This is a genomic window from Peptostreptococcus canis (assembly GCF_014229965.1).
In the GTDB taxonomy this organism is placed as follows: domain Bacteria; phylum Bacillota; class Clostridia; order Peptostreptococcales; family Peptostreptococcaceae; genus Peptostreptococcus; species Peptostreptococcus canis.
Genome location: NZ_JABGBW010000001.1, coordinates 535844 through 549249 on the forward strand (window position 1 = coordinate 535844; position 13406 = coordinate 549249).

Sequence of the window (13406 nt, forward strand, 5' to 3'; positions counted from 1 at the left end):
CCACTAATTTCAAGTTGGAAAAAACGCTCTAAAAATGCTATAATATAAAAAATATTTAGAGAGAAAAATTAGAATTTTGTAAAAACTATAATCGGGAGGTACTATTATGTGGATTGCAGGTTTCACAGTATTTGTTTTGGGAATAATTTTAACTATCGTCGCTCCAATAAATAAAAAGAAGAATACTCGTTGTTCAGCGCAGACACAAGGAATATTAAAGGAGAGCTTTGAGACAGATAATTCTCAAGGAAGCACTAGGCGTACATATATTTATTTATATTCTGTAAATGGCGTTGAGTATCAGACTAAATCAACAATTCGAAGCAAGCAGGCAAATGAAATTGGCGATAATTGTACCATTTGGTATAATCCGAAAAAACCGGAAGATGCACAGCCGTTCCATTATGATTCCGTGAAAATTTATAACATCATTCTTGCCATCGGAATCGTGATGATTCTGCTTGGTTTTCTCCTATTCATGTTTGGTGTTGTTCAACAAAACCTGTAGAGTCATTTAGCAAGGAAATCTGTTAATCAGAGGTTCGGTAGGTCATAAAGCGAAGAAGGAGTTTCTTTTTCGGAAAATTCCAGTTTGTCTAACCTAAACAACTAAAGCTTCTTTCTGAGAAAGAGAAAATAGTAGTTATTATTACACATGATTTACTTTTGGCCAAAGTCACGAGTGATAAATTTCTTTATTTGGAAGAGGGAGAACAAATAAAAGAGAGGGAGAAAGTGTTATATGAATATAATTAAGCAATATATAAAAAAACGAACTATTTAATTCTCTTTTTCCATCTTGTTTACTGTTTTGAGTATATTGGCTGGCTTGATTTCATATATGATTCTTGCAAGTCTTATAGTAGAGTTAATTAACGGGAATTCAAATTGGGAATTGTACTTAAATAAATTATTGATTATAGCGGGAATGTTTTTAATTAAAGAAATATTGGCAGGAATATCAACAAATATTTCTCATACTGCAACATTTCAATCATTGAGGAATATACGAAAAGAAATTTCAGATAAATTATTTGAAATGCCATTGGGGAATATTACAAGTATTAGTTCTGGAACTTTGAAAGACATAATTGTAGATAAAGTCGATAGCATGGAAACAACCTTATCGCACATATTACCCGAGATGACAGCCAATATAGTCGGACCGGTATTGCTTATAATATATATGTGGAGTGTGTAGCACTTTTGTCCAAACTTGGCTAACAATTAAAATATCAAATGTGACAATAAACGGAGGTAATATTTCATGCGGAAAATAGCAGAACATATGGGTATGATTAGAATTATTTCAGCTATATTAGATGTAATCATTTTATTGTATTTTACAGCATATATGTATTGGATTTTTGCTGTGCTTGATAAAGATAACCACTCATTATCCATGTTGTTTGTCAAAGTAAATCCCATGACTATAGGAACATACTGCATGGGGATATCTCAAACTATGATAATTGAAATTTATTTTAAGGTTATGTTTAATCACTTTAGTACAATATTTAAAGCCATTAGTATTTAGATATTGGCCATTTCTTTCTTTTTTAAGTTCCAAGAGTGTGAATTCATCAAGTAAAATAGTTCTATTTGATTTGATTTTATTGTTTTCGTAGTCACGATATACCATTATAAGATGTCTTTTAGATTTTTCATGTCAACGAAGTATTTATCCACTTTTGATAATTTTTTTATTGTTTTAGATTTTTCAAATCCATTGTAGTACTTTTTTACAGTTCTTCTATATACTCCAAGTTCTCTTACCAGTGCTGAAAAATTTGGTGTTATGTTATTTATTTCCATAATTTGTTTTAACTTTGGTAAATAATTTAAACTTTCTATTTTAAAGTTTATATCTTTTAAAATCAATAAATATGTCATTTGTATACTTCTTTCTATATTCATTAATTTTACCAAACTGTATATTTTATACTAGCATTTACACATAGAATAGATATTGATTATTCATTTAGGAGTATCGGCAAGTCAAATGTAAAAGAAAGGCATAGCATAAGAATTATAAGCTTCTTGAGGATTATGACAAGAAGAATTTGTTTGATATAGAAAGTTATATCAGGTGAAAAGGCAAAGCAAATCTGAATAGAAATATTGTAATTACAAGATTGTAATATTTTATGTTATGGCTTTATAGAGAATAGGTATATTTGGTATAATAAAACTAATAAATTAAAGTTTGTAGTAATAAAATTACTTAGATTGTGGATGTATAATATGTGTGGAATGAAAGCCTATTTATAAAACAACTATCAGAATATGAATTGGAGGCTAAGATGGATTACAAAATAAGAGAATTAAAGAAGAGTGAAATTAAACTGTTGGATACATTTCTATATGAGGCTATTTATATTCCTGAAGGAGTACAAGTTCCACCAAAAGATATTATAAAACATCCCGATCTACAAATATATGTTTCAGATTTTGGTAAGAAAGATGATATCTGTTATGTTGCGGAAGTTGAGGGAAAGATAGTAGGAGCAGTATGGACTCGTATAATAGATGACTACGGTCATGTTGATGATGAAACACCATCTCTTTCAATTTCACTTCTCAAGGCGTATAGAAATTTGGGTATTGGAACAGAACTTATGAAGCAAATTCTTTTGACTTTGAAAGAGCAAGAATATAAGCAAGTTTCATTATCGGTTCAAAAGGCGAACTATGCAGTAGGTATGTATAAAAAAGTAGGATTTGAAGTTGCTCATGAAAATGAAGAAGACTATATTATGATTTGTAAATTTTAGTTAATAAAAATATGAAACTGTCGAGGCCATTAGCCGCTTCGGAAATGAGGGATAATAAATGAAAATGACTGTCAAAAAAAAATCTGTTTTTCCAGCGAAGCAAAGCAATGTTTTTGAACTACTGCAAAGATTTGATACACTTGCATATATTGCCAAGCCTTATGCAACATTCAAAAGTCCCGATGAACAAACGGAATTGGTTTGGGAAGTTGGCAGAAGTTTCTCTTTCGATTTTAAGATATTTAGCTTCATTACGCTCGGTGTTCATGTTATCAATGTCAAAGAATTCAACTCAGATAACATCTATACAAATGAGGGCAATCCTTTTTGCCCTATGTGGAATCATCGAATTATTCTTAAAGAAACTGATGATGGCAAAACCGAATACACTGACGAGGTAGAAATCGGGGCAGGATGGAAAACACCATTTATATATTTGTGGGCAAAAGCATTTTACTCGCACAGACAAAAGAAGTGGATAAAGTTACTTAATAAACAATCGGAATAGAAAGTGAATGAATATGACTGAAACCCGCATTACATTAAACAAAGGGTATACAGAACAAGGATTTGCAGAAAAGGTATTCCATCTTCATATTAGAATTGTCGGAGATAATGATGAACTGTATTTTAGAGATTATTTGAATGAGCATAAGGAAATAGCCAAAGAATATGAAACCTTAAAACTATCACTTTGGAAAGAATTTGAACATGATAGAGATGGATATACTGAGGCAAAAACAGATTTTATAAAAAAATATACAAATTTAGCAAAAAGTTTATATGGGAAAAGATATTAACCAAATTAAAAGTAAAGGAGGTGATTTTATTGAGTCCTTTAGTTGTATATTATTCATATTCAGGAATAACAAGAAGATTAGCAGAAGATATTGCGTTGATTACTGATGGAGATTTGAGAGAGTTAAAGCCACAAAAGCCTTATTCATTTTCATATAATACAGCTGTAAAAGAAGCGAGAGAAGAAATTGAAAAAGGATACTGTCCTCCTCTTATTCAAGGGGCAGAAACTATTGAAAATGCAGAGGTGGTTTTTGTTGGCTCTCCTAATTGGCTTAAAACCTTTGCCCCACCCGTGCTATCGTTTTTAAGAACGGTTGATTTAAGTGGAAAGAAAATCATTCCGTTTTGTACGCATGGCGGAGGCGGTTTTGGAAGAATGATTGAAGATTACAAAAAGGAATGTAAAAACTCAATTATTAAAGATGGAATAGCTTTAAAAGGAGATTACAGTTTTGATGAACTAAAAACATGGTTAGATAGTAATTTGTAAATTTCAGTTTCACATAGTCAACCCCCAGTTTGTTGAAATAAAACGGTTGTATAATATTTAGCGTTGATGAGAGAATTTTTTTCTCTCACAATGCTAATACAAAATAAGGAAGAACACATGTCAAGTCTCATGTATAATTTAAATCATGACAAATAAAAAAACAAGGAGATATGTACCGATCCCAAAAAGTTAGAACAAAATTCTAAAAATTGGAGGTTGGTTTTTTTATGACTAAGCACAACCTCGAATTTTTAAAAAAAAGTATTTCAATCATTATCTTAATAATGGAAATAAATATAAATTTCCGATTCCACAAGAAGCAATAATTAATTCTATACAGAGCTGAATTGGCAAATAATTATAATTTACATCATAATGTACTATAATTTATAGAGAATGTCGAAATTTTAAACTCGAATAGACATTATTGCAGATGAAAGAAAAAATAAAAATTTTAGCATAAAAATATATAATATGACAAATGGTGTCATGTATTCTGTTGTATAATTATTTCAAATAGTGATAAGGAGGAATAAAAATGAATACAAAATATTGTCAATGTTGTGCTATGCCTATGGGAGAAGGAACAGATCTTTATGGAACAAATTTGGACGGAAGCATCAATGAAGATTATTGCAAATATTGTTTTGATAAGGGAGATTTTACTTTTAAAGGAACAATGGAAGAAATGATTGAGATATGCATTCCTCATGTACTGGAAGCTAATGAGGAAATGGATGAGGAAAGTGCGATAAAAATGATGTTGGAGTTTTTTCCGACACTTAAAAGATGGAAGGAGTAAAACAATATGCCAAGACCTACTACAAAAAATGATTTATTGATTGCAGCGACTGATAATTATAATAAACTCAATGCTCTTATATCAAATCTAACAGAGCAAGAACTTGAAACTCCTTTTGATTTTTCAAAAGATGAAAAGAAAAAAGAAGCCCATTGGAAAAGGGATAAGAACTTAAGAGATATTTTGATTCATCTTTACGAATGGCATCAGCTTATTTTGAATTGGGTACATTCCAATCAAAACGGTATAGAAAGACCATTTTTGCCGGAACCTTATAACTGGAAAACTTATGGAGATATGAATGTGGAATTTTGGAAAAAGCACCAGAAAACTTCGCTTGAAGAAGCTAAGAATATGTTTTTTCTTTCCCATGAACAAGTGATAGCGTTAGCCGAAACATTTACGAATGAAGAATTATTCTCAAAAGGTGTCTATAAATGGACAGGTGGTAGTACGCTAGGTTCCTACTTTGTAAGTGCTACCTCAAGTCATTATGATTGGGCAATGAAAAAATTAAAAGCTCATCGAAAAAACTGTAAGAAATAGCGGGTGGAATACTGCTAATGAATTAGTACAAGATAATTATTTAGATTTTGAAAAATACAAGTGCAGATTTTATTGTAATGGAGGGATTATTTCCATTCACGACGGAGAGTGTAGTGAGTGTCAAGAAAAAATGAAATTGTAAATTTGTGGAGGCAAATTGTGGAGGCAAATTAATGAAGGAAAGCAGACCAGAATTCAGAGATATAACTTCGTTTGAAGAGTTCAACAAGTACTATTGGTATCGTGAAGAACTTTCGCAAATATGTAAATCAATGGGACTGGAACATAGAGGTACAAAACAGGATCTTAATTATATTATTGAAGAATTTTTTAAGGGGAATTTAATTGAAAAACATCAAAAACAAATCAAAAGTAAACAAGTAGATATTATATCCATAGATATGTCATTGATTGAGTGCGGATTTTCATTTAATGCAAAATTTAGAGAGTATTTTTCCATTCTGACGGGTGTTTCTCCATTTAAGTTTAATGCTGATATGGCTGCGGCTTGGAGAAAAGTAAAAAGAGAAAATGATTTGGATTTTACAATTCAAGATATGTTGAAAGTATATTATGGAGAATCAGATTATGCAAAATATGATAATTCAGTTTGCCAATGGAATCAGTTTTTGAAAGACTTTTGCTTAGATGAATATAGTTCCGGCTATTCTAATAAGTTGAAAGTTGCTTCTATTCTTTGGAAAGAAGTTAAAGATTCAGAAAATGAAAAAATTTATTCGAGGAAACTTTTAACTGAATATTCTCATAAAATAAATAAGTATCGAAAATAGACAACTGCCAGTTTGTCTATTTTTCCATATTAGAAATAGAGTGTATAGTATTTTTTAAGATTATTTTATTTATATTAAGTTTTCTTCTTATTATTATTAAATAATTCATTTTAATATTATTTGTATACATAATTTATTTTGATATTGGTAATTTATTTAAGCTGTCAATAGCTGAATTTTTTATCACAAAATAACAGATCATTTTGCCGGCAGGTTTAACGTATCTAATAGTTTCGAAAATATTATCTCTATACTTCACTCTAATACCAAAATTGGGATTTACCAATACTTGAATTTCAGTCTTTGATGGAATAAGAGGAAATCCATCATCAATAACCTGGAATTGTTTGTTTTTATCAGTGGCTTCTCTTCTAGTAATTTGTTTATCTATGTAGCTACAAATCACTTGATATCTTTTTAGTTGTTTCATAGTCAATGTTATTTTACCTTCTTTCATAATATTATTTTATATCAAAAAGTGACAAAGTCCAAAATTAATCCTAAGGTGACATTATCATAAAATAACAACATAAATTTAGAAAAAATAATTTATTAATTTTTATGGAACTAATAAAAAAATTTTAGTAAATAATATAATTTCAATGAAACATAATACCTTATATCTATATTTTTGTAAAAAGTAGCTTATTTATATATTTTTTGGAAAATTACTGATATTGAAATTAATTAGTATTACTTGACATGAAAAAAAATAATTACATCATAAAAAATAGAGATGGATTTGATATTCTTTGATATGAGTTTTCAAAATATGATAAGGAGAGTGATTACTAAGTTTTTAATTAGTTGGTTGTCCAAATTGATTATAAAGACAATCAGAATATTTAGTTAAAAAAATAACTATTTATTAAAAAATATTAGCAATGAATTTATTTAATAATATTCATTGACTAAAAATGGAAATTTGTTATATAATATCTATGAATAAAGTAAAAAATATTCATAGATGTTAAAAGGAGGTATTATGGCTAGAGCATTTACTATAGAAGAGAAAAACAAAATAAAAGAGAAATTAATGGAAACAGCTCTTGAACTGTTTCATGATAAAGGAACTAAATCATTGAGTATAAGTGAATTAACAAAAAAAGCGGGTATAGCACAAGGCAGTTTTTACAATTTTTGGAAAGATAAAGAATCACTTATTCTTGATCTTGTTGTGTATAGGTCAACACAAAAATTGAATATTATTGAAAAAAAGTTTTCTGATTCTCTTGTCAATCCAATTAATTTTTTAACAGAGGTCATATTTGAATATTCTATGGATATTATAGATAAAATTCGCACGCAACCGGTTTACGATGATGCTTTTAAAATATTATGGAAAAAAGAAAATACAAAAGTAACTAGAATTGAAAATTTATATTCGGAATTTTTATTTAAGCTAATGAAATATTGGAAAGATAATAAAGCAGTAATTGGTATTGATGAAAAAGGATTAATTAATTCATTAGTGGGAAGTTTTATATTATGTTCAAACTTCTATCATTTTGATAAAGATTATTTTGGAGAGATACTAAGAGTATATATTTATAGTCTTGTTTCAAAATATATAGAAATATAAAATATTTATTTTTTTATTTGGAGGAAGGATTTATGATACTGGACTTTAGTGATATAAAAAAAGAAGATTTATTAGTAGCTGGAGGTAAGGGAGCTAATTTAGGGGAAATGATTTCGGCTGGAATAAATGTTCCGAATGGTTTTGTTATAACATCGGATTCATATAGATATTTTTTAAAAGAAAATGGGATAACTGAATTAATGATACAAGAACTCGACCGAGCTAAAAACGATGAATATAGATTAAAAACAATATCAAAATCTCTAAGAGAATTAATTACAAAGGGAAGTTTTCCAACTAAATTAAAAGAGGAAATTCTAAAAAAATATTTTTCATTAGGAAATAATATAAGAGTTGCAGTCAGATCATCAGCAACAGCAGAAGATTTGCTGGAAGCAAGCTTTGCAGGTCAACAGGAAACTTATTTAAATATTGTTGGAGTAGAAGAAGTCTTAAATAAAATAAAAAAATGTTACGCATCTTTATGGAGTGACAGAGTAATAAAATATCGTATTAATAATGGATATGATCAAACTTCCGTTGCTATTGCTGTGGTTATTCAAGAGATGATTGAAAGTGAAAAATCAGGAGTGCTATTCACTGTAAACCCTTTAACACAAAATAAAGATGAAATTCAAATTAATGCAAGTTATGGACTGGGAGAAAGTATTGTAAGTGGAAAGGTAACAGCAGACAGTTATATCGTTGGTAAAAATGGTGAGATAAAAAGTATAACCATAGGTAGTAAGGAAATTCAAATAGTTTATGATGATATAAATACAAAAAAAGAAATAGTAAAAGATGAAAAAAGAAAAGAAAAAGCATTAAATAACGACGAGATTATTAGTCTAACAGAAGTAGGTTTAGAAATAGAAAAACATTATCATATGCCAATGGATATTGAATGGTCGATAAAAGATGATGAAATATATATACTACAGGCTAGAGCTATTACAACATTAAGAAATAACGATTTGGAAAAAATAGTTGATAGATATACAAAAAATATTAGAGTAAAAAATACTATAAAAGAAAGTATGATTTTTTTACTTGAAAAAGCACCTTTTGTATTTAGTCCGCTTGAATACGATTTTATGATTGCAATTAGCGAACAAAAGGAAATTATTTTTAAAGAAGGTGGAATAATTTATGATATCAATCCTAAAATGGATGATGATGGAATAATGGTTATTCCCAATGGAAGCAGGAAAATAAGCAAAAATATTTTCAAGATATTTAAAATAATAAGAGATATAAAAAATTATGATAAGTGCTATTATACTTGCAAACGATTCATGGATGAATATAAAAGAAAAATAGAACAGATAAGAAATTTAAGTTATGAAGATATGACTCTGCCGGAATGCAAAAGTTTTATATTGAATAGCTATGATTTATTAAGAAGTATTGCATATGATAGGTTCAAGTTTGCTATATTTCCCAGTGTAGCAAGAGAAAAATTCTTCACCAAAATAGTCAAGAAAGTAGATAAAAAATATTCTGCATTTGATTTATATTGGGGACTTAATAACAAGACTTCTGTTGTCACAAATGATATTTTCAAATTGTCCGATACAATAAAGGAAAACGATAACTTAACATCGGCAATTTTATCAGGAGAAAGCTTTGAAAATTTATATAATCAGTTTTCTGATTTCAAATCTTTAATTGATGACTTTTTAAGTAAAAACGGATTTAAGTTGGATTATAATTGTTATCTTCTTGAAGGAAAATCATTTATTGAGAATCCAAATAGAATTTTGAGTATATTAAAACCGGTATTAAAAGATAAAGATAGTACAAAGACTATGACAATTGAAGATTACTATTTATTAATGGACAAATTAAAAACCGTTTATCCACAAAAATATGATTCAATAGAAAGAGATATTAATTACCTAAGATATTTTCATTTTGTGCGTGAGGAAACACAGTATATGTGGGAAGAACTATTTTATAATATTAAAAATTGTGTAAAAAGAATAAATCTAATCTTATTTGGAAATGAGAATTATAAATCAGGAGTAGGCAATCTATTTTTCAGAGAATTAATTGATGTTATGGAAAGAGGATTCTTAAATGAAAGTGATAAAGAAAAGATCGAAAGAAGAATTCAGAAATCTCAAATTGCTGTAAAAGTATGGGATAAATCAAAAACCCTTATTTTTGATTCTACCGGTGATATATTAAAAGGGGTTGTTGGAAGTCCGGGAGGTACAGTTGGAAAAGTTTGTATTGTAAATGGACCGGAAGAGTTCTTCAAAATGGAAAAAGGAGATATTCTTGTTTGTCATCTTACAGATCCTGAATGGACACCGCTTTTTAAATTGGCAAGTGCTGTAGTGGCTGATACAGGTTCAGCTCTAAGTCATGCTGCCATTGTTGCAAGAGAATTTAATATTCCGGCGGTATTAGGTGTAGGTTTTGCTACAAACAGATTTAAAGATGGAGATATGATTATGGTCGATGGATATAAAGGGGAGGTTAAACTTTGTTAGTATGAGTTCTGATTATTTAAATAATAATAAAGAAAGTGAGATTCGTTATGAAATATTAACAAAACCAATTTTTCGATTACTTATTAAAAAAGCTGTTCCTACCATTATAGGAATGTTGGTTACCGTAATTTATAACTTGACAGATACTTTTTTTGTGAGCTTACTGGATAATAGTTCAATGATTGCGGCTATTGGTGTAGTATTTAGCTTTCTAAGTATTATTCAGGCAATTGGCTTTTGGTTTGGCTATGGTAGTGGAAATATTATGTCCAAGAAAATTGGAGAAAAAAACACTGAAGAAGCAGAGATTTTTTCAACAATAGGAATTATTTTTGCAATAGTAAGTGGTATTTTAATTGCTATTTTTTCAAGAATATATGTTTTGCCCTTATCCAGGGTTTTAGGTGGTTTTGCGTCTAATGAACTTTTTATTTTTACTGTAGAGTATTTAAAAGTAATAATAATCAGCATTCCATTTAGCCTATATGCAATTACTATATATAATCAGCTTAGACTTTGTGGAAATGCAAAAGATGGAATGATAGGGCTTCTTATTGGAATGGTTGTTAATCTTATTTTCGATCCAATCTTTATTTTTAGTTTAGAATATGGATTTGTGGGTTCAGCATATGCTACGCTTATCGGTCATATAATTGCTTGTATAACGCTAACAATATTGGCTGGAAAGAAAAGGAATACTTTTTCCAAAATGAAAAAAATAAAATTTACAAAAAGTCGTATTTATCATGTTTTACTTGGAGGAATTCCAAACTTTGCCAGACAATCAATTACCAGTATATCATTAATATTACTTAATACTGTTTCAGCACAATATGGAGATAGTATGATTGCATCTATGACAATTAGCACGAGAATACTTGCTTTTGCACAAATGATAGCAATTGGATGGTGTCAGGGATTTCAACCTATATGTGCCATGAATTATGGAGCAAAACAATATGAAAGGGTAAAAAAAGCATTTAATTATACTGTTTTTGTGGGCACAATTTTTTTAGTAATATCTTCTCTTATATTATTTATATATGCTCAAGATTTAATTGGCATTATGACAAGTGATAATGAAGTTTTAATGATGGGGAGCCACATACTTCGTTTACAATGTATCGTAATGCCTTTATTAGGATACTATGCTGTCAGTGGAATGTATATGCAAAATATTGGCAAATACTTTATAGCGATGATTATAACTATATCTCGTCAAGGAATATTTTTTATTCCGCTTTTATATATTATGTCTGAAATTTTTGGAAAAAACGGAATATATTTGCTTCAACCAATCTCGGATACTATGTCATTTATTTTAGCGTTTATTCTTGTAAAAAAATACAAAGATGATAGTTACTAAAAATATTTAGAAAAGTGTGATTAACTATATACGTCGGAGGAATTTAGATAATAATGCAATATATATTTGACATAATGTAATAAAAATATTATTATATGTAATATAAGGAGGGCATATATGAAAAACAAAAGGATGAAAATTGCGAGAATAGAATGTGATATGAAGCAAGAGGATTTGGCAAAAGCTGTTGGTGTAACAAGACAAACAATTGGGTTAATAGAATCAGGAGATTATAATCCTACACTAAATTTGTGTATTTCAATATGTAAAGCACTTAATAAAACATTAAATGATTTATTTTGGGAGGAGATAAAATGAAAAATAGTCAGATTCAAGATGAACGTATATTGGCGGAAAAAAGAAAAATACAAAGCAAGGGTTACGGTTTTATAATATATATACTCCTTATTTCGGTTATTGTACAGCAATTTTTGCTTGTTGCACCTTTTAAACAGTATGCAGTTGAGTTTATTCTTTTGATTGGATGTGGACTCTATAATATTATTTCTTATAATATGAAAGGTATCAACACATGGAATGTGGAAGGGAATTCCAAGATAAATATTTTAAGAAGTGCGCTCTTTTCAGGGATATGCTCTGTAATTCTTTATGTATTTTTAAGCGGACAAGATGATTTCGTTAATTTAGTAATTTATTATGTCGTATTTGTTATTTTCTTTTTTGGTTTAGAAATGACAGTTACTACTTTGAATTCAAAAAAACAAAAAAGTATAGATAAAAGAATAAATGATGATGATATTGAAACTAAATAGATATAAAAGAAAAAATTAAGCTTATGAAATTTAAAGCAGTTATTCAATGAGGTGTGTTTATTAAAGATATTACAGTCAATAAAATAGTTTTTTTATTTTACCAGATGCTATACGCCTGACATTGATGAAGTTTTATACTGTAAAAGTATCAGGTCTTGTGATTAATGTGACCATTTTTATGAAAGAATTATTTATATATTGACAAATATTACGTTTTACGACATACTACGTTTATAGATATATTGCAAAACGTAATAAAAAGAAGGTTCAATGGGAAGATATGCAAATAGTGGTGCTTTAACAGAATCTATCTATTATATTCTGCTTTGTCTTCATCATACGGCACATGGTTATGCTCTGATAAAAGATATTGCAGAAATGACCAATAATCGTGTTAATCTTGGAGCTGGGACTCTATATGGAGCGTTAAATACCCTGCAAAAAAGGGTTGGATAAAACTGTTAGATAATAAGTCTCAAGGCAGAAAAAAAGAATATATTATTACAGATATAGTAAGGCAATTCTTTGATATGGAAATTATTCGTTTAGAAGAATTACTGCAAAATGCAAAATAAATAAAAGAGAAAGACTATGAAAATGACAATTAAGAAGGTTTTTTAGATATTCATGAAGAGGAAGAATGGTTAAAGAATCAAGGGGAAAAGAGTTTTATGCTCATAGGATACTGTAATGGAAAATATGAGTTTGAAGATGTTTCACCTGAAAAATGCCAATATAAAATCGATATTCCAAATTATTCTGGTTCAAAGAGAAAAGAATACTTACAATTTTTAGAACAGACCGGAATTAGTATTGTTGACGAGTATGGCGGAATAGTTTATTTGCGCAAAAATAAATTTGAAGGTCTATTGGAGTTATATACAGAAGATAAGGAGATCAATAAAAAGATTAAAAAGCGCTATACACATTTTATTGGTAATGGATTATCACGGTTTTGCTTTGGAGTTTTTTTCTAATGAGAA

The 13406-nt window shown here is 28.8% G+C and carries 18 protein-coding genes and 1 pseudogene; 17 read left to right on the forward strand and 2 right to left on the reverse strand.

Going from position 1 to position 13406, the window contains the following annotated elements:
• Positions 1–106 precede the first annotated feature (106 nt).
• The 3 genes from HLB29_RS02515 to HLB29_RS02525 all read left to right on the forward strand — a co-directional run bounded on the left by HLB29_RS02515 (position 107) and on the right by HLB29_RS02525 (position 1537).
• Complete coding sequence (locus HLB29_RS02515; RefSeq protein WP_185623554.1) at positions 107–508, forward strand: DUF3592 domain-containing protein; 402 nt, start codon at positions 107–109, stop codon at positions 506–508.
• A gap of 291 nt (positions 509–799) precedes the next feature.
• Positions 800–1201, forward strand: a complete 402-nt coding sequence (locus tag HLB29_RS02520) for an ABC transporter transmembrane domain-containing protein (protein ID WP_279287992.1) — start codon at positions 800–802, stop codon at positions 1199–1201.
• A gap of 66 nt (positions 1202–1267) precedes the next feature.
• A complete protein-coding gene (locus tag HLB29_RS02525) occupies positions 1268–1537 on the forward strand; it encodes a hypothetical protein (RefSeq protein ID WP_185623555.1) in 270 nt (89 codons plus the stop codon).
• Positions 1538–1641: 104 nt separating this feature from the next.
• On the opposite strand, the gene HLB29_RS02530 is transcribed toward HLB29_RS02525, so the two are convergent.
• Positions 1642–1893, reverse strand: coding sequence for a hypothetical protein (locus tag HLB29_RS02530; protein ID WP_185623556.1), 252 nt, complete (start codon positions 1891–1893; stop codon positions 1642–1644).
• 410 nt (positions 1894–2303) lie between these two features.
• Between HLB29_RS02530 and HLB29_RS02535 the strand changes: the two genes are divergently transcribed.
• The 7 genes and pseudogenes from HLB29_RS02535 to HLB29_RS02565 all read left to right on the forward strand — a co-directional run bounded on the left by HLB29_RS02535 (position 2304) and on the right by HLB29_RS02565 (position 6204).
• Positions 2304–2774 carry a GNAT family N-acetyltransferase gene (locus tag HLB29_RS02535; RefSeq protein ID WP_185623557.1) on the forward strand — a complete coding sequence of 157 codons (471 nt, stop codon included), beginning with the start codon at positions 2304–2306 and terminating at the stop codon, positions 2772–2774.
• A gap of 58 nt (positions 2775–2832) precedes the next feature.
• A complete protein-coding gene (locus HLB29_RS02540; RefSeq protein ID WP_185623558.1) occupies positions 2833–3282 on the forward strand; it encodes a hypothetical protein in 450 nt (149 codons plus the stop codon).
• A 7-nt stretch (positions 3283–3289) separates the two neighbouring features.
• Positions 3290–3574: pseudogene (locus HLB29_RS02545) on the forward strand (GrpB family protein); the annotation flags it as partial.
• Positions 3575–3594: 20 nt separating this feature from the next.
• Positions 3595–4065, forward strand: coding sequence for a flavodoxin (locus tag HLB29_RS02550; RefSeq protein ID WP_334298237.1), 471 nt, complete (start codon positions 3595–3597; stop codon positions 4063–4065).
• 538 nt (positions 4066–4603) lie between these two features.
• On the forward strand, positions 4604–4867 hold the full coding sequence (locus HLB29_RS02555) for a zinc ribbon domain-containing protein (protein ID WP_185623560.1): 264 nt from the start codon (positions 4604–4606) through the stop codon (positions 4865–4867).
• Positions 4868–4873: 6 nt separating this feature from the next.
• Positions 4874–5413, forward strand: a complete 540-nt coding sequence (locus HLB29_RS02560; RefSeq protein ID WP_185623561.1) for a ClbS/DfsB family four-helix bundle protein — start codon at positions 4874–4876, stop codon at positions 5411–5413.
• A 173-nt stretch (positions 5414–5586) separates the two neighbouring features.
• Complete coding sequence (locus HLB29_RS02565; RefSeq protein WP_185623562.1) at positions 5587–6204, forward strand: SAP domain-containing protein; 618 nt, start codon at positions 5587–5589, stop codon at positions 6202–6204.
• Positions 6205–6337: 133 nt separating this feature from the next.
• Here HLB29_RS02565 and HLB29_RS02570 read toward each other — a convergent pair whose 3' ends face one another.
• Complete coding sequence (locus HLB29_RS02570) at positions 6338–6661, reverse strand: hypothetical protein (protein ID WP_185623563.1); 324 nt, start codon at positions 6659–6661, stop codon at positions 6338–6340.
• A gap of 528 nt (positions 6662–7189) precedes the next feature.
• Between HLB29_RS02570 and HLB29_RS02575 the strand changes: the two genes are divergently transcribed.
• The 7 genes from HLB29_RS02575 (at position 7190) to HLB29_RS02605 (ending at position 13400) form a co-directional block, all read left to right on the forward strand.
• Entirely contained in the window at positions 7190–7786 is a 597-nt protein-coding gene (locus tag HLB29_RS02575; RefSeq protein ID WP_185623564.1) for a TetR/AcrR family transcriptional regulator, read from the forward strand.
• A 32-nt stretch (positions 7787–7818) separates the two neighbouring features.
• A complete protein-coding gene (locus HLB29_RS02580; RefSeq protein WP_185623565.1) occupies positions 7819–10284 on the forward strand; it encodes a PEP/pyruvate-binding domain-containing protein in 2466 nt (821 codons plus the stop codon).
• On the forward strand, positions 10253–11650 hold the full coding sequence (locus HLB29_RS02585; protein ID WP_330604353.1) for an MATE family efflux transporter: 1398 nt from the start codon (positions 10253–10255) through the stop codon (positions 11648–11650). Before HLB29_RS02580 ends, HLB29_RS02585 begins: the two co-directional genes overlap by 32 nt.
• A 117-nt stretch (positions 11651–11767) precedes the next feature.
• Complete coding sequence (locus HLB29_RS02590) at positions 11768–11968, forward strand: helix-turn-helix transcriptional regulator (protein WP_185623566.1); 201 nt, start codon at positions 11768–11770, stop codon at positions 11966–11968.
• The gene (locus tag HLB29_RS02595) at positions 11965–12423 is read left to right on the forward strand and encodes a DUF6773 family protein (protein WP_185623567.1); all 459 of its coding nucleotides are present in this window, start codon (positions 11965–11967) and stop codon (positions 12421–12423) included. The genes HLB29_RS02590 and HLB29_RS02595 overlap by 4 nt, the downstream gene beginning before the upstream one ends.
• Before the next feature lie 270 nt (positions 12424–12693).
• A complete protein-coding gene (locus tag HLB29_RS09870) occupies positions 12694–12879 on the forward strand; it encodes a PadR family transcriptional regulator (protein WP_330604354.1) in 186 nt (61 codons plus the stop codon).
• A gap of 215 nt (positions 12880–13094) precedes the next feature.
• Positions 13095–13400: a DUF2812 domain-containing protein gene (locus HLB29_RS02605; protein ID WP_243155065.1), complete on the forward strand. Its 306-nt coding sequence runs from the start codon at positions 13095–13097 to the stop codon at positions 13398–13400.
• Positions 13401–13406: the final 6 nt, after the last annotated feature.